This window comes from Aminobacter sp. BE322 (assembly GCF_050433525.1).
Classification (GTDB): Bacteria; Pseudomonadota; Alphaproteobacteria; order Rhizobiales; family Rhizobiaceae; genus Aminobacter.
The window spans coordinates 1-21,431 of sequence record NZ_JBNPXB010000032.1 but is presented as its reverse complement, the minus strand read 5'-3'; the positions used below and the strand labels follow the sequence as shown (position 1 = coordinate 21,431).

At 65.3% G+C, this 21,431-nt stretch carries 24 protein-coding genes; 17 read left to right on the top strand and 7 right to left on the bottom strand.

Annotated elements, in window-relative coordinates:
* The coding region (locus J2X50_RS24090) for a formate--tetrahydrofolate ligase (RefSeq protein ID WP_429098644.1) at nucleotides 1–404 on the bottom strand (404 nt) is incomplete at its 3' end.
* Between the two features lie 247 nt (nucleotides 405–651).
* The gene (locus J2X50_RS24085) at nucleotides 652–1,026 is read right to left on the bottom strand and encodes a hypothetical protein (protein WP_429098642.1); all 375 of its coding nucleotides are present in this window, start codon (nucleotides 1,024–1,026) and stop codon (nucleotides 652–654) included.
* Between the two features lie 380 nt (nucleotides 1,027–1,406).
* Between J2X50_RS24085 and J2X50_RS24080 the strand changes: the two genes are divergently transcribed.
* From J2X50_RS24080 to J2X50_RS24070, 3 genes are all read left to right on the top strand, one after another.
* The gene (locus tag J2X50_RS24080) at nucleotides 1,407–4,100 is read left to right on the top strand and encodes a phosphoenolpyruvate carboxylase (RefSeq protein ID WP_429098641.1); all 2,694 of its coding nucleotides are present in this window, start codon (nucleotides 1,407–1,409) and stop codon (nucleotides 4,098–4,100) included.
* 44 nt (nucleotides 4,101–4,144) lie between these two features.
* A complete protein-coding gene (glyA, locus tag J2X50_RS24075) occupies nucleotides 4,145–5,449 on the top strand; it encodes a serine hydroxymethyltransferase (RefSeq protein WP_429098639.1) in 1,305 nt (434 codons plus the stop codon).
* 77 nt (nucleotides 5,450–5,526) lie between these two features.
* The gene (locus J2X50_RS24070; protein ID WP_429098638.1) at nucleotides 5,527–6,174 is read left to right on the top strand and encodes a LuxR C-terminal-related transcriptional regulator; all 648 of its coding nucleotides are present in this window, start codon (nucleotides 5,527–5,529) and stop codon (nucleotides 6,172–6,174) included.
* Between the two features lies 1 nt (nucleotide 6,175).
* Here the strand turns inward: J2X50_RS24070 and J2X50_RS24065 are convergent, their stop codons facing one another.
* Together J2X50_RS24065 and J2X50_RS24060 are read right to left on the bottom strand one after the other, a co-directional pair.
* On the bottom strand, nucleotides 6,176–6,937 hold the full coding sequence (locus tag J2X50_RS24065) for an anti-sigma factor family protein (protein WP_429098636.1): 762 nt from the start codon (nucleotides 6,935–6,937) through the stop codon (nucleotides 6,176–6,178).
* Nucleotides 6,934–7,473: an RNA polymerase sigma factor gene (locus J2X50_RS24060; protein WP_429098634.1), complete on the bottom strand. Its 540-nt coding sequence runs from the start codon at nucleotides 7,471–7,473 to the stop codon at nucleotides 6,934–6,936. The genes J2X50_RS24065 and J2X50_RS24060 overlap by 4 nt, the downstream gene beginning before the upstream one ends.
* Nucleotides 7,474–7,626: 153 nt before the next feature.
* On the opposite strand from J2X50_RS24060, the gene J2X50_RS24055 reads away from it, so the two are divergent.
* The 10 genes from J2X50_RS24055 (at nucleotide 7,627) to J2X50_RS24010 (ending at nucleotide 15,223) form a co-directional block, all read left to right on the top strand.
* Nucleotides 7,627–8,997, top strand: coding sequence for a S8 family serine peptidase (locus J2X50_RS24055; protein WP_429098632.1), 1,371 nt, complete (start codon nucleotides 7,627–7,629; stop codon nucleotides 8,995–8,997).
* Between the two features lie 214 nt (nucleotides 8,998–9,211).
* A complete protein-coding gene (locus J2X50_RS24050; RefSeq protein WP_429098630.1) occupies nucleotides 9,212–9,796 on the top strand; it encodes a DUF4956 domain-containing protein in 585 nt (194 codons plus the stop codon).
* Complete coding sequence (locus J2X50_RS24045; RefSeq protein ID WP_429098629.1) at nucleotides 9,774–10,586, top strand: polyphosphate polymerase domain-containing protein; 813 nt, start codon at nucleotides 9,774–9,776, stop codon at nucleotides 10,584–10,586. The genes J2X50_RS24050 and J2X50_RS24045 overlap by 23 nt, the downstream gene beginning before the upstream one ends.
* Nucleotides 10,587–10,596: 10 nt before the next feature.
* Nucleotides 10,597–11,526, top strand: a complete 930-nt coding sequence (locus J2X50_RS24040) for an esterase-like activity of phytase family protein (protein ID WP_429098627.1) — start codon at nucleotides 10,597–10,599, stop codon at nucleotides 11,524–11,526.
* A 370-nt stretch (nucleotides 11,527–11,896) separates the two neighbouring features.
* On the top strand, nucleotides 11,897–12,214 hold the full coding sequence (locus J2X50_RS24035) for a hypothetical protein (RefSeq protein WP_429098625.1): 318 nt from the start codon (nucleotides 11,897–11,899) through the stop codon (nucleotides 12,212–12,214).
* Nucleotides 12,215–12,228: 14 nt separating this feature from the next.
* On the top strand, nucleotides 12,229–12,612 hold the full coding sequence (locus tag J2X50_RS24030; RefSeq protein ID WP_429098623.1) for a hypothetical protein: 384 nt from the start codon (nucleotides 12,229–12,231) through the stop codon (nucleotides 12,610–12,612).
* An 11-nt stretch (nucleotides 12,613–12,623) separates the two neighbouring features.
* Nucleotides 12,624–12,791, top strand: a complete 168-nt coding sequence (locus J2X50_RS24025; protein WP_340037290.1) for a hypothetical protein — start codon at nucleotides 12,624–12,626, stop codon at nucleotides 12,789–12,791.
* Between the two features lie 11 nt (nucleotides 12,792–12,802).
* Entirely contained in the window at nucleotides 12,803–14,200 is a 1,398-nt protein-coding gene (locus J2X50_RS24020) for an APC family permease (RefSeq protein ID WP_429098621.1), read from the top strand.
* 55 nt (nucleotides 14,201–14,255) lie between these two features.
* On the top strand, nucleotides 14,256–14,951 hold the full coding sequence (locus tag J2X50_RS24015; RefSeq protein WP_429098619.1) for a hypothetical protein: 696 nt from the start codon (nucleotides 14,256–14,258) through the stop codon (nucleotides 14,949–14,951).
* 8 nt (nucleotides 14,952–14,959) lie between these two features.
* A complete protein-coding gene (locus tag J2X50_RS24010; protein WP_429098617.1) occupies nucleotides 14,960–15,223 on the top strand; it encodes a hypothetical protein in 264 nt (87 codons plus the stop codon).
* 4 nt (nucleotides 15,224–15,227) lie between these two features.
* Here J2X50_RS24010 and J2X50_RS24005 read toward each other — a convergent pair whose 3' ends face one another.
* Both J2X50_RS24005 and hppD read right to left on the bottom strand, forming a co-directional pair.
* Nucleotides 15,228–15,653, bottom strand: a complete 426-nt coding sequence (locus J2X50_RS24005) for a hypothetical protein (RefSeq protein WP_429098616.1) — start codon at nucleotides 15,651–15,653, stop codon at nucleotides 15,228–15,230.
* Nucleotides 15,654–15,813: 160 nt separating this feature from the next.
* The gene (gene hppD, locus J2X50_RS24000; protein WP_429098614.1) at nucleotides 15,814–16,923 is read right to left on the bottom strand and encodes a 4-hydroxyphenylpyruvate dioxygenase; all 1,110 of its coding nucleotides are present in this window, start codon (nucleotides 16,921–16,923) and stop codon (nucleotides 15,814–15,816) included.
* A gap of 126 nt (nucleotides 16,924–17,049) precedes the next feature.
* Here hppD and J2X50_RS23995 point away from each other — a divergent pair, with 126 nt between their 5' ends.
* Nucleotides 17,050–17,517, top strand: a complete 468-nt coding sequence (locus J2X50_RS23995; RefSeq protein ID WP_429098612.1) for an Lrp/AsnC family transcriptional regulator — start codon at nucleotides 17,050–17,052, stop codon at nucleotides 17,515–17,517.
* Nucleotides 17,518–17,724: 207 nt separating this feature from the next.
* Here the strand turns inward: J2X50_RS23995 and J2X50_RS23990 are convergent, their stop codons facing one another.
* Nucleotides 17,725–18,180 (bottom strand): MarR family winged helix-turn-helix transcriptional regulator, encoded by a 456-nt coding sequence (locus J2X50_RS23990; RefSeq protein ID WP_429098610.1) that lies wholly within the window; start codon nucleotides 18,178–18,180, stop codon nucleotides 17,725–17,727.
* Nucleotides 18,181–18,263: 83 nt separating this feature from the next.
* On the opposite strand from J2X50_RS23990, the gene hmgA reads away from it, so the two are divergent.
* From hmgA to maiA, 3 genes are read left to right on the top strand one after another with little or no spacing between them, the layout of a single operon-like run.
* A complete protein-coding gene (hmgA, locus tag J2X50_RS23985) occupies nucleotides 18,264–19,610 on the top strand; it encodes a homogentisate 1,2-dioxygenase (protein WP_429098608.1) in 1,347 nt (448 codons plus the stop codon).
* A gap of 20 nt (nucleotides 19,611–19,630) precedes the next feature.
* Entirely contained in the window at nucleotides 19,631–20,647 is a 1,017-nt protein-coding gene (locus J2X50_RS23980) for a fumarylacetoacetate hydrolase family protein (RefSeq protein WP_429098606.1), read from the top strand.
* A 6-nt stretch (nucleotides 20,648–20,653) separates the two neighbouring features.
* Entirely contained in the window at nucleotides 20,654–21,289 is a 636-nt protein-coding gene (gene maiA / locus J2X50_RS23975) for a maleylacetoacetate isomerase (RefSeq protein ID WP_429098604.1), read from the top strand.
* The last annotated feature ends 142 nt before the right edge of the window (nucleotides 21,290–21,431 follow it).

Genomic DNA, 21,431 nt, shown 5'->3' with positions numbered 1-21,431 from the left:
GCGTGGAAGTCGCCGGTGAAGTGGAGGTTCATGTCCTCCATCGGCACGACCTGGGCATAGCCGCCGCCGGCGGCACCGCCCTTGACGCCGAAGTTCGGCCCGAGCGAGGCCTCGCGGATGCAGACCACGGCCTTCTTGCCGATGCGGTTCAAGCCGTCGCCGAGGCCGACGGTGGTCGTGGTCTTGCCTTCGCCGGCCGGCGTCGGGTTGATCGCGGTGACCAGGACCAGCTTGCCGTCCTTGTTCTTGCGCGCATTGGCGATGAACTCGGCCGAGACCTTGGCCTTGTCGTGGCCGTAGGGCAGAAGGTGCTCGCTCGGAATGCCGATCTTCGCCCCGATCTCCTGGATCGGCTTTTTCTTGGCGCCGCGCGCGATCTCGATGTCGGTCTTGAATTCGGCCATGACTCTCTTCCCTTGGCGCGCGCCACCGATCCCGAGACGATTGCCCCGGGGCTCCACTCCGGACTGAAGTCCAGACAGTTCGTGCAGCGAATACTCCCTACCGGTCTGCATAACAGCCACCACCGGCCGAGTCAACCATAGTGCAAGAAATTTTCATTTAGAGAAAGAATTGCCAGTCCAGGAAAATGCCGATGGCCGGAACGATCCCGGCCATCCGGACACCATGGATTTAATTCGGACCGACGCCTCAGGCTTCGGCGCAGGCCTTGCGCAACTGGGCGAGCGAAGCCGTCGGGCGCAGCAGCGACAGCGTCAGGCGCTCGACACAGATGGGCATCACAAGCTTGGCGCCGTCGCCATAGAGCGAACCGCCCGACGCGCGGAAGGAACCCTTGTCGACGATGGTTTCCAGCACGTCGCGCGTCCTCAGCGGCAACAGGTCGGTGCAGGCGCTCATGCGGGCGAAGACGTGGCTGATGGGAACGTTGTAGCCGTCCACAACTACGAGCGGCTCCTCGTTTCCTTCCTTCCATTCCTCAAGCGCCTCGAGCGCTTCGTGGAAGGCATTGTGGAGGGTGATGGGGGCATGGCCCTCATAAAGCTCCGGCAGCACTTTCTGCATGTCGATGTCCCTCTTCAACGGCGTTTGTTTCGTGCTGCGGCATGGCGAATTGCGGTATCGGACCTCACTTTCAAGCGCCTCCCGTATTTGCATAACAGGCAACATAGTTGCACATGAGTTAAGACGCGTCCACAGGAAAACACGCTGGATCAACGCGTCGGAAGACACTGTCTTTCGGCCAGCGAAGGGTAGTGCGGACAGGCCCCGACGATCATCGTTCGGCCAATCGCGGCACCACCCGAACGAATAGGAAATCTACCCGTCCGGGCGTTTTCAAAATCCCGCAAAGCCTGTCTGCTTCACCTCGGGAAAACAGCATTCCGGAGAAGCGGCTCGTCCAGGGTCGGCCCGGACCAACACCAGATGAACGGGGTGTCGCTTTGGAGGAGAGCAGGCCACTCAGTTTCCGCGAGGACGTCCGCAGCCTGCTGTTCAGGCTGCTTGTCTCCGTGGTCAGCGAGCGCGAACCGGGCGTAGCCGATGTCCTTACCGGCCGCCTGAACCTCGATGCGCTCGCCTCGGCGCAGCGCATCGCAGCACTGCAGGCGACCGGCATCTGGTTCCAGCTCGCGGCGATCGCCAACGAGCTGCTGGCCATGCGCTCGCGCCGCGAGCTCGAGCAGATGGGCGGCGCCGACCACGTGATCGGTTCCTTCTCCAACGTGCTCGGCGAGATCGCCGCCGCCGGCTACCCGGCCGAGGACATCCAGGCTACCCTCGACGCACTCAGCGTCGGCCCGACGATGACCGCGCATCCGACCGAGGCCAAGCGCGTCACCGTTCTCGAAATCCACCGCCGCATCTACCGCAAGCTCACCGAGCTCGAGCAGCAGCGCTGGTCGCCGCGCGAGCGCGAGCAGCTGATCGACGACCTCAAGAGCGAGATCGAGATCCTCTGGATGTCGGGCGAGCTCAGACTCGAGCGCCCCTCGGTCGAGCGCGAGATCGCCTGGGGCCTGCACTTCTTCCGCGAAGTGATCTTCGAGGCGACGCCCAAGCTCTATGACGCGGTCGAGGACGCGCTGGCGCGGCACTATCCGGAATATGACGTCAAGGTGCCGTCCTTCATGCGCTATGCGTCGTGGATCGGCGGCGACCGGGACGGCAACCCCAACGTGACTGCCAAGATCACCGCCTATGCGCTGACCGAATGCCGCCAGGCGATCGTCGGCTGGTATATCGGCCAGGTTCGCCGGCTGATCACCGTGCTCAGCGTCAGCGCCAATGTCGTCGACATTCCCGAGGACTTCTCCAAGGCGCTGGCGCGGGCATTGCACCGCACCCACGCCGCCTCCGAGATCGTCGGACGCAATCCCGACGAACCGCTGCGCCAGTTTGCCGCCGCGATGCTGGAAAGGCTGCTGGCGATGCGCGGCGAGGCTTCGGCCAAGCCCTATGCGCGCGCCGAGGCCTTCAAGGCGGACCTGCGCGATCTCGAGAACGTGCTTGGCAGGATCGGCGGCACCCTGGTGGCGCGGCGTTTCGTGCGGCCGCTGCGCCAGCAGGTCGAGAGCTTCGGCTTCCGCACCGTGTCGTTGGACATCAGGCAGAACTCGACCGTCGTGAACCGCGTCCTTTCCCAGCTGTTCAAGGCGGTCGACGGCGACGCTGCACCCGCTGCCGGCTCCCCCGCCTGGGGGGCGCGCATCCGCGCAGCCCTGCATTCAGGCGAACAGCTCGATGCCGACAGGCAGAAGCTGTCGGACGAGGCGCGCGAGCTGCTCGACCTGTTCGACGTGATCCGCGACACCTCGGCCGGCATGAACGGCGGCGCGGTCGGCGCCTTCATCCTGTCGATGACGCGGTCGAGCGACGACCTGCTCGCCGTCTACCTCCTGGCGCAATATACGGGGCTGGCGACCGCGCTCGACGGCAGCGGCACCATCGGCCTGCGCGTCGTGCCGCTGTTCGAGACTATCGCCGACCTGCGGGCCGCGCCCGACATCCTCGACCAGCTGCTCGGCGTGTCCATCGTCCGCCGCTCGGTGCGCGACTTCGGCAACCGCCAGGAGGTGATGCTCGGCTATTCCGACAGCAACAAGGACGGCGGCTTTCTCGCCTCCAACTGGGAGCTCAACAAGGCGCAGCGGCGCATCACCGCGCTCGCCGAGAAGCGCAAGGTCAAGATCAGCTTCTTCCACGGCCGCGGCGGCTCGGTCAGCCGCGGCGGCGCGCCGACCGGCCGGGCGATCGCCGCCCAGCCCGCGGGCACCATCGGCGGCGCCATGCGCGTCACCGAGCAGGGCGAGGTCGTGTCGTCGAAATTCGCCAATCGCGGCACCGGCCTCTACCAGCTGGAGATTCTGGCCGCGAGCGTCTTTGCCCATTCGGTGAAGTCGCAGAACGAAGCCGAGCTCAAGGACAATCCCGAGTTCAGCGAGGCGCTGGAAGCGCTGACCGGCATGTCGCAGGCCTCCTATTCGGGCCTGATCAACGAGCCGGGCTTCATCGACTACTTCAACCAGGCGAGCCCGGTCGAGGAGCTGTCGCTGCTCAAGATCGGCTCGCGCCCGGCACGCCGCTTCGGCGCCCGCGACATCTCCGACCTGCGCGCCATCCCGTGGGTCTTCGCCTGGAGCCAGAACCGGCACCTGCTCACCAACTGGTACGGCATCGGCAGCGCGCTGAATTCCTTCGTCAACGTCCGCGGCGAGGCCGGCCTCGACCTCCTGCGGCAGATGTTCGAGCGCTCGCGCTTCTTCCGCCTCGTCGTCGACGAGGTCGACAAGGGTCTCTACCAGACCGACATGGACATCGGCCGCCTCTATGCCGGACTTGTGCAGGACCACGAGACCGGCGAGCGCATCTACCGCAAGATCGCCGCCGAATATGCGCTGACCCGCAAGATGATCTCCGAGGTCAATGGCGGCCTGAAGCTCTCGGAGCGCTTCCCGGCCTTCAAGCGCCATTTCGACCGCATCCGCCCGCAGATGGACTCGATCCACCGGCTGCAGGTGCAGCTGCTGCGCGAGGTGCGCAGCCAGGACGGCGCCACCGCCAAGCCCAAGCGCGCGGTCAATGCGCTGCTGCTTTCCATCAACTGCATTTCGGCCGGCCTCGGCTGGACCGGATGACGACGAAATTTCAGGCGCCCGTCCGCGCCCTCAGGAGGAGCCCAATGAACATCCCAACCAGACCCGGCATCGGCAGCCCCCGCCACTTCTTCCGTACTGGCGTGGCCCAGGCCGACCCCGCCGTGGCCGACGCGATCGGTCGCGAGCTCAACCGCCAGCGCGACGAGATCGAACTGATCGCCTCGGAGAACATCGTCTCCAAGGCGGTACTGGAAGCACAGGGCTCCGTGCTGACCAACAAATATGCCGAGGGCTATCCCGGCCGCCGCTACTATGGCGGCTGCCAGTATGTCGACGAGGTCGAGGATCTCGCCCGCGAGCGCGCCAAGGCGATGTTCAACTGCAGCTTCGCCAACGTGCAGCCGAATTCCGGCAGCCAGGCCAACCAGTCGGTGTTCATGGCCCTGATGCAGCCGAGCGACACCTTCCTCGGCCTCAACCTCGCCGCCGGCGGGCATCTCACCCACGGCGCGCCGGTCAACCAGTCGGGCAAGTGGTTCAACGTCGTGTCCTACGGCGTGCGCACCGATACCCACCGCATCGACATGGACGAGGTGCGCGACCTTGCCAAGAAGCACCAGCCCAAGGTGATCCTGGCCGGGGGCTCGGCCTATCCGCGCATCATCGACTTCAAGGCGTTCCGCGAGATCGCCGACGAGGTGGGCGCCAAGCTGTTCGTCGACATGGCGCATTTCGCCGGCCTGGTGGCGGGCGGCGTGCACCCCAATCCGCTCGACCATGCCCATGTGGTGACCACCACCACGCACAAGACCCTGCGCGGTCCGCGCGGCGGCATGGTGCTCTCCAACGACGAGGAGATCGGCAAGAAGATCAACTCGGCGGTGTTCCCCGGCCTTCAGGGCGGGCCGCTGATGCACGTCATCGCCGCCAAGGCAGTCGCCTTCGGCGAGGCGCTGACGTCTGAGTTCAAGATCTATGCGGCAAATGTCGTCGCAAACGCCAAGGTGCTGGCCGAAACGCTGCAGGAGGGCGGCGTCGACATCGTCTCGGGTGGCACCGACACGCACCTGATGCTGGTCGACCTCAGGCGAAAGAACCTCACTGGCAAGGCAGTGGAAGCATCGCTCGGCCGCGCCCACATCACCTGCAACAAGAACGGCATCCCGTTCGATCCGCAGGGGCCGATGGTGACTTCGGGCGTCCGCCTCGGCACGCCGGCCTGCACGACGCGTGGCTTCCTGGCCGACGAGTTCCGCCAGGTCGGCCGCCTGACGATGAGTGTCATCGACGGGTTGGCGGCCAATGGCGAGGCCGGAAACGCGGCAATCGAGTCGGCCGTGCGCGAGGAAGTGCGCGATCTGGTCGCGAAATTCCGAATCTACGACTGATTTGTGTCGCTGGAGCGCGGGCGTAAGCCCGCGTTCTCAAGTGGAATGCGCCCAGGCACGAACTCGATGGCGAGCCCATGGCGCAAGACAAGAAGCTCAAGGTTCTGATCGCCGAGCGCAACCCGCTGGTGATCTCGGCCCTCCGCGACCTTCTGGATCGCGACGAACGCTTCGCCTTTGCCGAGGGCATGCAGGCGGGCGACGCCTTCGTGCAGGCCGTGGCCCAAGGGGATCTGGCCTTCGACGTCGCCATAGTCGGCTGGAAGCTGTCCGACATGGACGCCGCCGACGTGCTGGCCGAGCTGCAGCGCCGCGAGCTTGCCACCCGCATCGTCATCTTCTCCAACGACCACGACATCGGCATCCTGAAGCAATGCGTGCGGCTCGGGGCGCAGGGTTTCTGCTACCAGTTCGACGATCCCTGCATATTGTTCGACACGCTTTTGGCCGTCGCCAACGGCCGCATCTGCATCCCTTATGTCGACGTCGCCAAGATCAACGAGACGCCGCTGTCGCGGCTGACCGTGCGCGAGCTGGAACTCCTGGCCGTGCTCGCCGACGGCTGGACAAACCTGCAGATCGCCACCCGCACGGGGATCTCGGAGAACACGGTGAAGTATCACCTCAAGAATCTCTACGACAAGCTGGGGGTCCGCAACCGCGCCATGGCGGTGGCGCTCTATGCCAGCGAGAAGAAGCGCGGGCCGCAGCTCACGGCCAGATAGCTCAAGGCCTGGCGAGCGCGGCCTTCTCGTCCGCCTCCGAAAGCGGCGCGCCGGCGCCTGTCGTCGCCAGGAAGGCGTCGACCGTTTCTGCCGCACCGGCCGGCGCATAGTCCGCACCACCCGAGGCCGCAGCCGCGACCGCAAGCCTTACCGACCAGCTCTGTTGCGCCCGACAGGCGACCGTCACGGTCGTCCCGCCCGCCGCCTCGGCCAGCTCGAACTCGCGGCAGAGCGCGCCGGAGCCGTCGCGGAAGCTCGAAACCAGCTTGACCGCCCCTGCGGCGACGGTCGACTGCGAGCCCGACGGTGCGGCGTCGAGTACCCTGAGCATCGCCGGATCAGCGATGGCGGCGAAGGCGAGGGGCGGCTGCGGCGCGTTCGCCTGGCCGGCAAGGTAGCCGCCGAGGCCGAATACGGCCGCCGCCAGCGATGCCGCCAGGGGCAGTATCCAGCTCGAACGAACCGGCCGAGCCGCCGGGCGGAAGGCGACGACGTTGTCTTCCCGTGCCGGCGCGGTCTCAGACGCTCGCTTTTCCTCGATCATCTTCTCCACCGCGCGCGTCAGCGCTTCCGGGACAGCCTCGTCGATGATCGGCTTCAGTGCCGCCGCGGCCTGGGCGCGGCTTTCGATGAAGCTCGCCACCCGCATCACCAGCTCGTCGTCGGTCTCCATGGCCGCTTCGACGCGCGCGGACGTCTCGGCGTCCAGCTCGCCGTCGGCGAAGGCCATCAGTGTCTCGTCGTCGAAGTGCCGGCTGCTCATGGATTTCGCCCTTTTGCGGGTGAACGGTCGACCGCGGGGTTTATTCCGGCTGCTTCCGCGAGATTCTTGCGGGCACGGGCAAGCCGGCTCATCACCGTGCCGATGGGAATGGCCAGAACCTCGGCGGCCTCCTTGTAGGACAGATCCTCGACGCAGACGAGCAGCAGCACCTCACGGTGTTCGTTGGGCAGTTCGTCGATGGCTTCGGCGACACTCTTCAGCGTCAGCCGGGCTTCGGCCTCGCGCTCGCCGGTGTCACCGGCAATGCCGTGGCTTTCGGTGATGTCCTCGGTCGGTCCCGCAGTCTTTGTCCGGCGGACGTGATCAATCCAGAGATTGCGCAGGATGCGGAACATCCAGGCATCGAAACGCGTACCGGGCTCGAACCGATCCTGGCCGGCAAGTGCGCGCTCGCAGGCGGCCTGCACCAGATCGTCGGCGAGATCGCGCGAGCGGCACAACGATATGGCGAAGCGGCGCAGATTGGGCAGGAAGGCAACCAGCCGGTCGCTCACCTGAACATCGTCACCTTTCATGCGGCCCTGTCCTGATCGTCTGGGGAATAGATCGGACCTCCGTCCGTTGCCCCAAAATGCACAAATGCCATCGAAATGATATAGGTTGTCGGAAGTCTTATGTGGAGCGCTAACAATTGCATTGCCGCCGACAGTGCGGAGAAGGAGCCGACCATGCCTGCACAAGTTTCGAACGGCCTGACCGCGGCCCTGATTTCTGTCCTGCTTGCGACCTTCGGCGCGCCGATCGATGGCCCCTGGCAAGGGTCGGTCCTGGGCGTCGGCCAGGCATTGGCCGATGACGACGACGGTGACGATAGCGACGACGACGATGACAGCGACCCATCCGACCGGACGGGGCCTTCGGCCGGGAACGGCGGCGATCCGCTGGCCATCCTCCGGCGTCAGGCGATTCGCCAGCAGCCTCGACCCGCGCCGCAGCGCCAACTGCCGCGGCACGTGCCGAGGGAGATCGTTGCGCTCGGCCTCGACGAGGCAGCCGAGAACAGGCTGGTGGCCGAGGGCTACGAGGTGCGCGAGCGCGTGGCGCTGGCGACCGAGGGCGGCGGCAGTCTCGTCAGGCTCGGCGTACCCCGCGGCGTCACCCTGGAGGCGGCACGGGCGCGCGCGGCAGCGCTGGCACAGGGTGCGGTGGTCGACCTGAACCACTACTATCGACCAGAACAGGCTGGCGCCGAACCATGCACCGAGGGGCTCTGCCTCGCGCGGCACGTGGTCGGCTGGCCGCCGGCGAAAACGCTGGCCGACCGATGCACGGTCGGAGGCCGGATCGGCCTCATCGACACGGCCATCAATGGCGACCACCTCGCCTTCGCCGGCGGACGGGTCGAGACGATCCGGATCGGCCAGGGCGACCTTCCCGCTTCGGGGCGCCAGCACGGTACGGCCGTCGCTGCCCTGCTTGTCGGCTCCGGGGAGAGCCGCGCGCCGGGGCTTCTGCCGGGCAGCGAACTGATTGCCGTCGACGCCTTTCATCGCGGCAAGGGCAATGACGACAGGTCGGCGGTCTACGACCTGGTGCGCGCCATCGACATCCTCGCGTCGCGCGGCGTCAAGGTGATCAACATGAGCCTCACCGGACCGGCCAACCCGCTGCTGGAAAGAACCGTGCAACGGGCCAACCAGCGCGACATCGTCATGGTCGCGGCAGCCGGCAACGACGGCCCGCGCGCGGCACCCCTCTATCCCGCCGCCTATGACGGGGTGATCGCGGTGACGGCGATCGACCGGAGCAAAAACGCTTACAGGCGCGCCGGCTCGGGCGCGCATATCGACATCGCCGCGCCAGGGGTCCAGGTCTGGACCGCAGCCTCGGTGAAGGGCGCGCAGCCGCGGACCGGCACGTCTTTCGCCGCGCCGTTCGTCTCGGCCGCCGCGGCCATCCTGAAGGCGTCGAACCCGGCGCTCACCGCCGCCGAGATCGAAGAGATCCTGCAGCGCAACGCCGAGGACCTCGGCGCACCGGGCAAGGATCCGGTCTATGGCTGGGGCCTGCTCAACGGCCGCGCCATCTGCCAGGGCTGATGCGCGGCTGGCGCGTCACCACCCGCTAACCGATTGCATTCATTCCGCTTCCTGAAACTATAAAATACTTTGCCGGCGATGGAATAGACCCAAAGCACGCCCGTTCTTCCTGATGTCGCCGCCACGCGGTGAAAGTCAGGAGAACCGAAATGCGACCCACACAGATGTCGACACAGGCGCCATGGCGCCCCGCCTCGCGGAAGGGGAGGGGCCGATGATCGCGCAACTGTTGCAGCACCCTCTCGCCCTCGAGGCCGTACGCTTCGCCGCAAATCTCGTGGGCATGTCGATGCTTCTGTTCGGCATGTACTACCGGCGCTACCGCGACAAGGAGTTGGTCACCGCCGCCGCTCTCTTCAACATCTTCGTGTTCGCGGTGCTCACCGTGCTGTCGGCGGTACAGTTCGGCGTCGCCGCCGGCTTCGGGCTGTTTGCCATCCTGGCGCTGTTCACGCTGCGCTCGGAGCCGCTTTCCAAGACCGAGATGACCTATTTCTTCGGCAGCGTGGCGATCGCCGTCATCTGCTCGGTACAGGGGACGACCGTCACCTTCGTGGCCTCGACCGTGCTCTTCGTCCTGCTCGGCGCCTATGTGATCGATCATCCGAAGATGCTGCAGTCGGTCAGCGGCACCAAGGTGTCGCTCGACAAGATCAACCTCGCGCTGCTGGCGGATCCCGCCTCGATGCGTGCCGAGCTTTCCGAAAGGCTGGGCGTGGACGTGCTGTCCTACCAGGTCCTGCAGCTCGACTACATCACGGAAATGGCGAAGCTCAATGTCCACTATCGCAAGCACTGACGCCTGGCTGGAGCACGGCTTCGCGCCGATCAGCCTGCAGGAGCTCAACGGCAAGGCCGCGATGCTGGAGCGGCTGGACAACAAGTACGTCGTCGACGGCTCCGTGCTGCGGCACGCCGCCGGCGACCTGGCCCGCGCCTTCGACATGCTCGAGATCGATGGCCTGCGCGCCTTCACCTACGAGACCTGCTATTTCGACGACGTCGAACGCCGCAGCTATTTCGACCACCACCAGGGCAGACGGCAGCGGGCCAAGATACGCATCCGCCGCTATGTCGAGGCCGGGCTGTGCTTCCTCGAGGTCAAGCTCAAGGACAAGCGCGGGATCACGATCAAGAAGCGCCTCGACCGGGACCCGGCCACCTTCGGCACGCTGGACGACGACGCCCTTGCCTATGTCGACACCGTCTACCGGGCACAATACGGCATGCCGTTCCCGCATGCGCTGTCGCGGGTGATCGACATGCGCTACCGCCGCATGACCCTGGTGGCCAAGCAGGCCGGCGAGCGCATGACCATCGACGGCGGCCTGAAGTTCTTCGCCGCCGATGCCGAGCTTGCCGTCGACAGCGACCTGTTCATCCTGGAGACCAAGTCGGCCAACGGCAACGGCGTCGCCGACGGGATACTGAGGTCACTGCACCAGCATCCGACCAAGCGCTGTTCGAAGTATTGCGTGGCAACGGCGCTGCTCGACCCCACCACCAAGCACAACCGGTTCCTGCCCGCCCTTCGCAAGCTGGGCGGCATCCCGGCCCACCGGGCGGTCGCCCAGGCAAGTCTGCAATAGGAGTGACAAGATGACCAAGCACATTGCCGCGCTTCTGATCGGCGCATCGACCCTGGGCTTCGCTGCCTTGGCCACCGCCCAGCCGCTCGAACTCACCGTGCTCGACAGCATGACCGCGCCCGCCACCGGACCCGGCGGGCAGGCGATCAACGAGCTGTCGGGGCTCGCATGGGACGCCGACGAGAAGCTGCTCTACGCAGTCTCCGACGACGGGATCCTGCATCACTTTCGGCTGGAGGTGACCGACGGCACGATCTCCCGGCTCGAGCCGGTGCTGTCCATACCTCTGAGCACCGGCACCACCCCGGCGGTCGTCAACGCCGAGGGCCTTGCCGCCGTCAACGGCGACAACGGGCAGGCGGGCGACACCGAGTTGCTTATCGCCTTCGAGGACGGTCCCGCCATCCATCGATTCAAGCCGGACGGCACTGCCCTTGGGGCCGTGCAACTGCCGGACGCGCTGGCCGACCCGGCGAAATACAGCGAAACCAATAGCCGGCTGGAAGCGGTCGCCGAGACCAGGGAGCACGGCATCGTCACCGCCCCCGAGGAAGCGATGCTCGGCGAGGCTGGCGACACCCATACGATCCACGGCCTCGACGGAAAGCGCTGGACCCTCGCGACATTCCAGCCCAAGCGCAGCAACCTCAAGGCCATCGAGCCCATGCCCGACGGCCGGCTTCTCATCCTGGAGCGGACGCGCGAGAGCAAGGGCGGACCGAGCGTGGGCAGGCTGAGGGTCATCGACCCCAATTCCTGCGGCGAAGGCCACCCCTGCGATGCAGACAACCTCGATCCGGGTTCGAGCGCCCTCTTGAACGACAATTTCGAAGGCATGGCCCGCCTGTCCGACGAGCTCTATTTGGTCGTCACCGACAAGACCAAAAAGGAGACGCCGCCGACGCAATTCGTGCTCTTTGCCTTGAAACCCAAAGGCTGAAACCCGTCTCGGATCCCGGCCCGCCGGGCGACGCCTCCGTCGCCCGGCGGCGGCCAGGCTTTCCCGATCCCGCGCTGCGTGTCGCCGGCGCCCCCGTTGCGACTCCCCGCCAGAAAATGCCGCCGAACAGGCCGGCAATGCATTTCCAGCATCATTTCCGGCCTGATTGCGACTTTTCGAATAAATTTTCCGACAGCTCGAAAAATGGCAAATCTGTTGCCGATTCAAGAACATTGCGCTGTGACGCCGTGTCCGCGTGCGACAAGTGCGCGCATCGTCTGCTTGACAGCAAATTGACTTTGCCGGACATTCCTCAGGGGAAATTAATTTCCCGCACAATGAAGCCGAAAACGGCCACTTGGAGGAGGAAATGGAAGCGACACTAGCTCATCAAAGCGCGGATTCGAGTCTCGACCAGCGCATCGCCAGAATGCACGGACGCGACCGTGCAGGTCTCGTGGCCTTCGTCGTGGTGCTGTGGGCGACACTGCTGTTCGCGCTGTTCAGCGTCTGGTCCTACATCTCGACGCCAGCGATCGGCATCATCCTCGCCGTCGCCGGCGGCCTGGTGCTGGTCTTCAACACGGCGGCGATCGTTGCAATGCTCCGTCACTACGAGGAAGACAAGCACTTCATCTACGGCCTCGACCTCAAGCATCTCGACGAGATGCGCCGGCGCAAGCGCTGAAGGGGGGCGGCAACATGGCTTACCAACCTCCGAAACAAGGCCTCGTCGGGCAGATCTTCGACGTCGTCACGCTTCTGGTGCTGACCGTCGGTGCGCTCTATATACCGCTTTACATGGGCCTCGCAGGTGCCGCCAAGGTGCCGAACCCGGTCGCCAATCCGACCTGGGAAACGCTCGGCCAGAACGCCACTGAACAGCAGCAATGGGCAGCTCTCGGCATCACCGATCCGGCAGCCGCCAACGACATCATCACCGCGCGCTTCGACTACAGCTTCAGCTGGCCGGCCCTCATCGTCATGGCCGTCCTCGTGATCGGCTACTTCGTCATGGTCGTGCGGCTATCCGACAGGGAATACCGCGAAGTCATCGAAGAACGCTTCGGCAACAAGAAGCGCTAGGAGAGGCCGCAATGGATAGCTGGAACATTCTCGAATATGTGGCCTGGGCACTTTCCGCCATGTTCGGCGTCTTGATGCTCATCGACCTCATCCGCATCGACTCCACCTACGACAACGAGCTGCTGATCTCCTCTCGCGAAGGCGAGATCGAGGCGACCGCAGAGCGCCACGAGATCTGAGGGGAACAGCGATGGCAAACGTGAATTCAACCGCGGCCGAGCCCGAACGGCTGCAACTGCTGCGCGTGCTCGGCCCGGCCCATATCTGGGCGCTCGGCGTCGGTATCGTGCTGGTCGGCGAATACATGGGCTGGAACTTCTCGGTCGGCAAAGGCGGCATGATCGCCGGCCTGATCGCCTGCTGGGTGGCCGGCCTGCTCTATACCTGCGTGGCCATGATCGACTCCGAGGTGACCTCGACGGTCGCGGCCGCCGGCGGCCAATACGCCCAGGCCAAGCACATCGTCGGCCCGCTGATGGCCTTCAATGTCGGCCTGTTCCTGGTCATGGCCTACACCATGCTGGAAGCGGCCAACGCCATCACCGTCGGCTTCCTGCTCGACACGGTGGCAGGCATGCAGGGTCATTCCGGACTCAACCAACAGCCATTCATCATCCTCGCCATCATGTTCCTGGCGTGGCTCAACTATCGCGGCGTTCTCGCGACGCTGACCTTCAACCTGGTCATCACCGCAGTCGCCTTCCTGGCCATCGTCACGCTGTTCGTGTCGGTGCAGTTCGGCGCATCGGCGGTGCCGCTCGACTTCTCGGCCATCACCTCCGATCCCCTGCCCTATGGCTGGGTCGGCATCGTGGCGGCCCTGCATTTCGGCCTCTGGTACTACCTCGGCATCGAGGGCACCTGCCAGGCGGCCGAGGAAGTACGTTCGCCCGCCCGCTCGCTGCCCTACGGCACCATGGCCGGCATCATGACGCTGCTGATCGCCGCGACCATGACCTGGTACGTGTCCTCGGGCCTCGTGCCGTGGGAATATCTCGGCCAGGCCGGCACGCCGCTGTTCGACGCCGCCCGCGTCACCGGCAGCACCGGGCTGATGGTCCTGCTCTTCGTCGGCACGGCCTTCGCCACGCTGGCTTCCGCCAACGGCTGCATCAACGACGCCTCGCGCGCCTGGTTCTCGATGGGCCGCGACCGCTACCTGCCGAGCTGGTTCGGAGCCGTGCATCCGGTCTACCGCACGCCCTACCGCGCCATCGTGTTCCTGGTGCCGATCGCACTGATCTTCGCCCTCGGCGCGCCGCTCGACCAGGTCGTGACCTTCTCGATCCTGTCGGGCCTGCTCGGCTACACCTTCATGACCTTCAACATGGTGATGTTCCGGAACAAGTGGCCGCTCGATACGATCAAGCGCGGCTATGTGCATCCGTTCCATCCGCTGCCGACGATCGTGCTGCTCATCCTGTGCTCGACCGCGTACTTCGCCGTGTTCCTCGGCTACGGCACGCAGCTCAGCGCGATGATGTGCTTCTACATCGTCGCCTCGCTCTGGTTCCACTTCCGGCGCTACCAGTTCGTGCGCCGCGGCGACCAGTTCACCATGCCCTGGCCGAGACCGCAGGGTTATTGACGCAACCGACGGCGGCGCAGATAGCGCCGCCGCTCAGCTCTCCGGCGCGCCTCCGATGATCACCGCCATCGCCTTTTCCGCCTTCGTTGCCGCATCTTGCGCCTGGATAGGCGTTCGTGCGGCCGGCGATCATCGGGCTGCGCTCACCGGCCGGCGCGGGCTGCTCGCTGCAGCTGCCGAACTGTTGCAAGAAGCCCGCATCAGCCATTCCGCAGACCAGTTTCCGATCCTGACCGGCCGCCTTGAGGACGGCAGGCCGGCCAAGATCGAGCTCATCGCCGACACCATGGTGACGCGGCGCCTGCCGCAACTCTGGCTGAGGGTAACCGTCAGCGAGAAGACGGCCTGCGCCAGGCCGACCATCGGCGCGCTCGCCCGCCCGACGGGCGCCGAATATTATTCGCTCGTCCACGACATGCCCGTTTGGATGGCACCACCCGAGACCGACGCAGCCCTGCTGGTGCGCGGCGACGGCACCGCAACACAGCGACAGGCAGTGCGCATGTCTGCCATGTTCCACTCCCTGTTCTCCGACCCGCAGGTGAAAGAGGCGGTGATCACCCCGCGCGGAGCACGCATCATCCGGCAGGCTGCCCAGGGCGAGCGCGGCGCGCATATGCTGCTGCGCCAGGCCCATTTTTCGCTGGCGGCGATCCCGGCCGAGCTGGTGCGGCAGGCGATTGCCGAAGCCGAGACGCTGAGCGCGGTCCTGGCGGACGAGCCGGCCAGCCCCGTCTGCCAAGCCGCATGAGGATGCCCATGGCCAAGCCGATCAATCCCTATCTGGTGCTGGCGCTGGCGATCGTCCTGCCGGGTGCGGGCCATGTCGCGGTGCGCGATGCCATGCGCGGGCTGATCTTCGCGTTCTTCGTCGTCTTCTTTTCCGTGCTGACCTATGTGACGACCACGCCCGACCAGTCCTTCATCGGCCGCCACGCCGGCGGACTGTTCGTCTGGGCGCTTTCGATCCCCGACGCATACCGCCGCGCGCGTATCCGCGCCGTCACGGCCCCAAAGGTTTGATCGCTCAGCCGGGCAGCCGGCAGTCGCCGCGTTCAGCCAGGGCGTCGATATCGCCTGCGTTGGGACAGAAACTCCGATAGGAAGCTTCGAACTCTCCGACCGCGAGCCGGGTGCTGCAACGGCGGCGCTCGGGGCAGAGCATGCAGGTCCGGCGCATGTCGCGGCTCCATTCCGGGTGGCGGTTCTCGAAGACCTCGGCGTCGATGCCTCTGGACTTCATCGCCTCGGGCAGCAGGAACTTCGAGGCGAAGGCATGGCGCATGGCCTGCCTGAACTCCGCCTGAGACAGCCCGCATTCGGCGAGCACGCGCCCGCCCTCGTCGCAACCGAGCGCCTCGATCTCATGCACAGCCGCACGGCGCCGGCGCCAATCCTGAAAGCCGAGCACGGCCGAGTGCCAGAGTTCGCGAGCCTGCGGAACAATACCCATTGCTGCTGCCTCCCGTGGCATGTGGGACCTGTCTTCAGGCGCAACTCTGGCTGGCCCGGCGGCGGCATTCCTTGTCCTGGATCAACCTTGCGGCAGAAAAGAAAAAAGGGCGGATCGCCTCGCGGCAATCCGCCCCGCAGGAGGGTTTCGACGTCGCCGGTCAGGCGGCGGACTGGGAGATCACGCCGCGGCGGATCTGGTCTTCCTCGATGGATTCGAACAGCGCGCGGAAGTTGCCCTCGCCGAAGCCTTCGTCGCCCTTGCGCTGGATGAACTCGAAGAAGATCGGGCCGATGACGGTCTTCGAGAATATCTGCAGCAGGATCTTGGTCGTGCCACCATCGACCACGCCTTCGCCGTCGATCAGGATACCGTGCATCTTCATACGTTCGATCGGCTCGTCATGGCCGTGCACGCGCTCGTGCGACATCTCATAGTAGGTGTCGGGCGGGCCGGGCATGAACTTCAGGCCACGGTCGGCGATCCTGTCGGTCGCGGCGTAGATGTCGTCGGTGCCGACGGCGATGTGCTGGATGCCTTCGCCCTTGTACTTCCTCAGATATTCCTCGATCTGGCTGGTGTCGTCCTTGGACTCGTTCAGCGGGATGCGGATCTTGCCGCAGGGCGAGGTGATGGCGCGGCTGACCAGGCCGGTGATGCGGCCATCGATATTGAAGAAGTGGATCTGCTTGAAGCCGAACAGCTCGCGGTAGAAGTCCCACCACTTGTCCATGTTGCCGCGATAGACGTTGTGGGTCAGGTGATCGAGATAGTAGAAGCCGACGCCATCGGGCTTCGGATTGCGCTCGCCGAGCCATTCGAACTCGGCGTCATAGGCCGAGCCCTTGGCGCCGTACTTGTCGACGAAATAGAGCAGCGAGCCGCCGATGCCGACGATGGCCGGCACGTCGAGCGCCTTGTCGGTGCCGGTATAGGGCACAGCACCCTTCGACACGGCATGGTCGAAGGCATGCTTGGCATCGACCACGCGCCAGGCCATCGACGCGGCGCAAGGGCCATGCTGGTCGACGAAGCGCATGGCATGGCTGCCCGGCTCGGCGTTGACGATGTAGTTGATGTCGCCCTGCCGCCAGACGGTGATCTTCTTGGTCTTGTGGCGCGCTACCGGCTGATAGCCCATGCGGGTGAAAAGTTCTTCCAGCTTCTCGGGCTCGGGGTGCGCGAACTCGACGAACTCGAAGCCGTCGGTGCCGGCGGGGTTCTTCGCGCTGATCTTGGCCGGCGGCGCATCATGCGGAAACGGACCCATGGCAAATCCTCCTCGGAAAACAGGTTCACGCATATTGTGCTCCCGTCTGGATGCAATGTGCTTGCATTCAGGGCTAATTTGGGTCGATCTATGCGTGAAACGTGCATGGATGCGGAGCCGCATGCAATGAATGGGACACTGGACCAGTTCGACCTCAGGATCCTGCGCGAGCTGCAGCGCGACGGCCGGCTGACCAACAACGAGCTGTCGGAAAAGATCGCGCTGTCGGCCTCGCAATGCTCGCGCCGGCGTGCGCGGTTGGAGGCGGAAGGCTTCATCCGCGGCTACCAGGCCTTGCTCGACCGCGAGCGGCTGGGCCTCGACCTCCTGGTGGTCATCTCGGTGACGCTCGCCACCCACAACCGCGACAACGCCCAGCGTTTTGCCCGGCTGGTCAACGATCTGCCGGAGGTTCTGGAGGCCTATTCGCTGACCGGCGAAATGGACTATCACCTCAAGGTCGCGGTGCGCGGCCTGTCGGACCTGTCGCGCTTCGTCAACGAGGTGCTGTTGCCGCACGATTCCGTACAGCATGTGAAGACCTCGATCGTGCTCAATACGCTGAAGCAGTATGGGCCGCTGCCGATCGGGTAGGGCGGCATCGAGGTCTGGTCGAGGGTTCTCGGAATTGAGTTCTGGACCGCAGTGGCGGTTCGAATGTCACGGCATGGATCCCCGGGTCTGCGCAGTTCGCTTCGCTCCGAACTGCGCAGACCCGGGGATCCATGCCGCGATATTGGTGAAGCCAGCGACGGTCCAAGGTTTGAGACATCGCCTCAGTATCAGGGAGTGCGACCCGGCTTACCGCCGCCCTTTCGCTCCGGCCAGCAACGTCCGCTCGACATCCACCAGCCCCGCCTCGATGCGCTCGATTGCGCCGGCGCCGAGCGAGGCTTCGAGGCTTGCCTGATAGGTTCGGGCGAGATCGGCGATCTCGCGATAGGCCTTGAGGCCAGCGGCAGTGAGTTCGAGATGCTCGACCCTGCGGTCGGTCTCGTTCTCGCGGCGCTTCAGCCAGCGGCGCTCCTCGAGTGCGGCCACCGCGCGGCTGACCTTGGTCTTGTGCATGTTGGAGTGCGTGCCGATCTCGGTCGCGGTCATGCGGCCGACGCTGCCGAGGGCTGCGAGCGCGCGCCATTCCGGCCGCGTCATCTGGAAGCGCTGCTTGTATTCCCTGGAAAAGCTCAGGCTGATCAGTTCCGCCGCCCGGTTCAGGCGGTAGGGCAGGAAGCTCTCGAGGTCGAAGCTGTCGGCCATCTGAAGCCTTTGATGGTTACAAAATAGACGGTTACACTTGCAACCAAGTCGACGTTCTCACGTCCGAAAGGGAGGTGCAAGCCATGCTGGACAAGACCATCACGCAGGCCACGACGGCAACGACCGGCTACATGCCGGGCTTCGGCAACGACTTCGAGACCGAGGCGCTGCCGGGCGCGCTGCCGCAGGGCCAGAACAGTCCGCAGAAGTGCAATTACGGGCTCTATGCCGAGCAGCTGTCGGGCTCGCCCTTCACCGCGCCGCGTGGCACCAACGAACGCTCCTGGCTCTACCGCATCCGCCCGAGCGTGCGGCACACCAAGCGCTTCTCCAACGCCAGCTATCCGCACTGGAAGACCGCGCCATGCCTGGACGACCACTCGCTGCCGCTCGGCCAGCTGCGCTGGAACCCGCTGCCGGAACCCAGGGAGAAGCTGAACTTCATCCAGGGCATCCGCACCATGACTACGGCGGGCGACGCGATGACCCAGGTCGGCATGGCGGCCCACGCCTATATCTTCAACGACGACATGGTGGACGACTATTTCTTCAACGCCGACGGCGATCTGATGGTCGTGCCGCAGGTCGGCAGCATCCGCATCTTCACGGAGATGGGCATCATCGACGTCGAGCCGTCGGAGCTCTGCCTCGTGCCGCGCGGCATGATGTTCAAGGTCTCGCGCCTTGGCGACGCGGCCTTCCACCGCGGCTACATCTGCGAGAACTATGGCGCGAAGTTCACCCTGCCGGACCGCGGCCCGATCGGCGCCAACTGCCTCGCCAATCCGCGCGACTTCAAGACCCCGGTCGCCGCCTTCGAGGACAAGGAGACACCCTGCCGCGTCCACGTCAAATGGTGCGGCAAGTTCTACGTCACCGAGATCGGTCATTCGCCGCTCGACGTCGTCGCCTGGCACGGCAACTATGCGCCGTTCAAATACGACCTCAGGACCTTCTCGCCCGTCGGCGCCATCCTGTTCGACCATCCGGACCCCTCGATCTTCACGGTGCTGACGGCACCGTCGGGGGAGGAAGGCACGGCCAATGTCGACTTCGTCATCTTCCCGCCGCGCTGGCTGGTGGCCGAGCACAGCTTTCGGCCGCCCTGGTACCACCGCAACATCATGAGCGAGTTCATGGGCCTGATCCACGGCCAGTACGACGCCAAGGAGGAGGGTTTCGTGCCCGGCGGAATGAGCCTGCACAACATGATGCTGCCGCACGGGCCAGACACGATGGGCTTCGAAAAGGCCTCGAATGTCGAGCTCAAGCCTGTCAAGCTCGACCACACCATGGCCTTCATGTTCGAGACGCGCTTTCCCCAGCAACTGACGAAGTTCGCCGCCGAACTGGAGACGCTGCAGGACAACTATATCGACTGCTGGGACGGGCTCGAGCGCAAGTTCGACGGCACGCCCGGCATCAAGTGAAGCATCAAGTGAGGACCTAGATGAAGCTCGCCACGCTGAAGGATTCCACCCGCGACGGTCGCCTGGTCGTGGTGTCGAAAGACCTCACCCGCTGCTCCGAGGTCGGCCACATCGCCCGTACACTGCAGGCCGCGCTCGACGACTGGGCCTATGTCGGGCCGCGCCTTGCGAATGTCGCCGAAGGCATCGAGACCGGCTCGCAGCCGACCATGCGCTTCCACGAGCACGATGCCACCTCGCCGCTGCCGCGCGCCTATCAATGGGCCGACGGCTCGGCCTATGTGAACCATGTCGAGCTGGTCCGGAAGGCGAGGGGCGCCGAGATGCCCGCGAGCTTCTGGGCCGACCCGTTGATGTACCAGGGCGGCTCGGATTCCTTCCTCGGGCCGCGCGATCCTGTTGTCATGGCCGACGAGGCCTGGGGCATCGACCTCGAGGGCGAGGTGGCGGTCATCGTCGACGACGTGCCGATGGGTGCCAGCCGCGACGAGGCCCATACTGCGATACGGCTTGTCATGCTGGTCAACGACGTGTCGCTGCGCGGCTTGATCCCGGCCGAGCTCGCCAAGGGTTTTGGTTTCTTCCAGTCGAAGCCGTCAACGGCGTTTTCGCCGGTGGCGGTGTCGCCCGACGAGCTGGGCGAAGCCTGGCATGGCGGCAAGCTGCACCTGCCGCTGCTGGTTTCGGTCAACGGCAAGCCGTTTGGCCGGGCCAACGCCGGTGTCGACATGACCTTCGATTTCGCCACGCTGGTTGCCCATGCCGCCAAGACCCGGCCGCTGGTCGCCGGTTCGATCATCGGCTCGGGCACCGTGTCCAACAAGCTCGACGGCGGGCCCGGCAAGCCAGTCGCGGACGGCGGCGCCGGCTATTCCTGCATCGCCGAGATCAGGACCGTCGAGACGCTGGAGAAGGGCGAGCCGAAGACGCCGTTCCTGAAGTTCGGCGATCAGGTCCGCATCGAGATGCATGACAAGACCGGCCACTCGATCTTCGGTGCCATCGAGCAGACCGTGGCGAAGTACGAGAAGGCCTGAGCCGCCATGAGCGAGACCGTCCTGTTCGACTACTGGCGCTCGTCGGCGAGCTACCGGGTGCGCATTGCGCTTTACATGCTGGGGCTGGAGTTTCGCTCCGTCTCTATCGACCTGCTGGCCAAAAGCCAGAAGTCGCCAGAGCATCTGGCGCGCAACCCGCAGGGGCTGGTGCCGGTGCTCGACATCGATGGCCATGCCTTCACCCAGTCGCTGGCGATCATCGAATATCTCGACGAGACCCGGCATGTGGGTTTCCTGCCGTCTGATCCGATCGGCCGCCATCGCGTGCGCCAGCTGTCCTATGCCATCGCCATGGAGATCCACCCCGTCTGCAACACAGGCGTGATCGCCGAGCTGATGCGGCTGGCACGTGACGGCGAGGCGGCGCGCGACGCCTGGATGCAGAAGTTCATCGGCGACGGCCTGGCCGCCTTCGAAAAGCTGCTCGACAACCCGGCGACCGGTGCGTTCTGCCATGGCGACGGCCCGACCATGGCTGACATTTGCCTGGTGCCGCAGGTCTACAATGCCCTGCGCTGGAACGTCGACATTTCGGGCCTGAAGCGGGTGCTGGAGATTTCGGGGCGATGCGAAGGCCTCGAGGCTTTTGCCAAGGCGCATCCCGACCGCGCCAGGGGCTGAGCGCCGCGCGGCCGAGCCGAGTTACCCCCACCCTAACCCCTCCCCACTGTTTGGACCGGGGACATCGCGAACAGGTGTGCGAAGACATCGCGAACAGGTTTGCAATCTATCGAGGCAGGGCATTGAGGTCGATGGTTTGTAT

Excerpts from the sequence above, each read along its gene's own strand:
- J2X50_RS24085 (WP_429098642.1), bottom strand. The coding sequence starts at position 1,026 with ATGCAGAAAGTGCTGCCGGAGCTTTATGAGGGCCATGCCCCCATCACC.
- glyA (WP_429098639.1), top strand. The coding sequence starts at position 4,145 with ATGAACATCCCAACCAGACCCGGCATCGGCAGCCCCCGCCACTTCTTC.
- J2X50_RS24070 (WP_429098638.1), top strand. The coding sequence starts at position 5,527 with ATGGCGCAAGACAAGAAGCTCAAGGTTCTGATCGCCGAGCGCAACCCG.
- J2X50_RS24065 (WP_429098636.1), bottom strand. The coding sequence starts at position 6,937 with ATGAGCAGCCGGCACTTCGACGACGAGACACTGATGGCCTTCGCCGAC.
- J2X50_RS24060 (WP_429098634.1), bottom strand. The coding sequence starts at position 7,473 with ATGAAAGGTGACGATGTTCAGGTGAGCGACCGGCTGGTTGCCTTCCTG.
- J2X50_RS24055 (WP_429098632.1), top strand. The coding sequence starts at position 7,627 with ATGCCTGCACAAGTTTCGAACGGCCTGACCGCGGCCCTGATTTCTGTC.
- J2X50_RS24050 (WP_429098630.1), top strand. The coding sequence starts at position 9,212 with ATGATCGCGCAACTGTTGCAGCACCCTCTCGCCCTCGAGGCCGTACGC.
- J2X50_RS24045 (WP_429098629.1), top strand. The coding sequence starts at position 9,774 with ATGTCCACTATCGCAAGCACTGACGCCTGGCTGGAGCACGGCTTCGCG.
- J2X50_RS24040 (WP_429098627.1), top strand. The coding sequence starts at position 10,597 with ATGACCAAGCACATTGCCGCGCTTCTGATCGGCGCATCGACCCTGGGC.
- J2X50_RS24035 (WP_429098625.1), top strand. The coding sequence starts at position 11,897 with ATGGAAGCGACACTAGCTCATCAAAGCGCGGATTCGAGTCTCGACCAG.
- J2X50_RS24030 (WP_429098623.1), top strand. The coding sequence starts at position 12,229 with ATGGCTTACCAACCTCCGAAACAAGGCCTCGTCGGGCAGATCTTCGAC.
- J2X50_RS24025 (WP_340037290.1), top strand. The coding sequence starts at position 12,624 with ATGGATAGCTGGAACATTCTCGAATATGTGGCCTGGGCACTTTCCGCC.
- J2X50_RS24020 (WP_429098621.1), top strand. The coding sequence starts at position 12,803 with ATGGCAAACGTGAATTCAACCGCGGCCGAGCCCGAACGGCTGCAACTG.
- J2X50_RS24015 (WP_429098619.1), top strand. The coding sequence starts at position 14,256 with ATGATCACCGCCATCGCCTTTTCCGCCTTCGTTGCCGCATCTTGCGCC.
- J2X50_RS24010 (WP_429098617.1), top strand. The coding sequence starts at position 14,960 with ATGGCCAAGCCGATCAATCCCTATCTGGTGCTGGCGCTGGCGATCGTC.
- J2X50_RS24005 (WP_429098616.1), bottom strand. The coding sequence starts at position 15,653 with ATGGGTATTGTTCCGCAGGCTCGCGAACTCTGGCACTCGGCCGTGCTC.
- hppD (WP_429098614.1), bottom strand. The coding sequence starts at position 16,923 with ATGGGTCCGTTTCCGCATGATGCGCCGCCGGCCAAGATCAGCGCGAAG.
- J2X50_RS23995 (WP_429098612.1), top strand. The coding sequence starts at position 17,050 with ATGAATGGGACACTGGACCAGTTCGACCTCAGGATCCTGCGCGAGCTG.
- J2X50_RS23990 (WP_429098610.1), bottom strand. The coding sequence starts at position 18,180 with ATGGCCGACAGCTTCGACCTCGAGAGCTTCCTGCCCTACCGCCTGAAC.
- hmgA (WP_429098608.1), top strand. The coding sequence starts at position 18,264 with ATGCTGGACAAGACCATCACGCAGGCCACGACGGCAACGACCGGCTAC.
- J2X50_RS23980 (WP_429098606.1), top strand. The coding sequence starts at position 19,631 with ATGAAGCTCGCCACGCTGAAGGATTCCACCCGCGACGGTCGCCTGGTC.
- maiA (WP_429098604.1), top strand. The coding sequence starts at position 20,654 with ATGAGCGAGACCGTCCTGTTCGACTACTGGCGCTCGTCGGCGAGCTAC.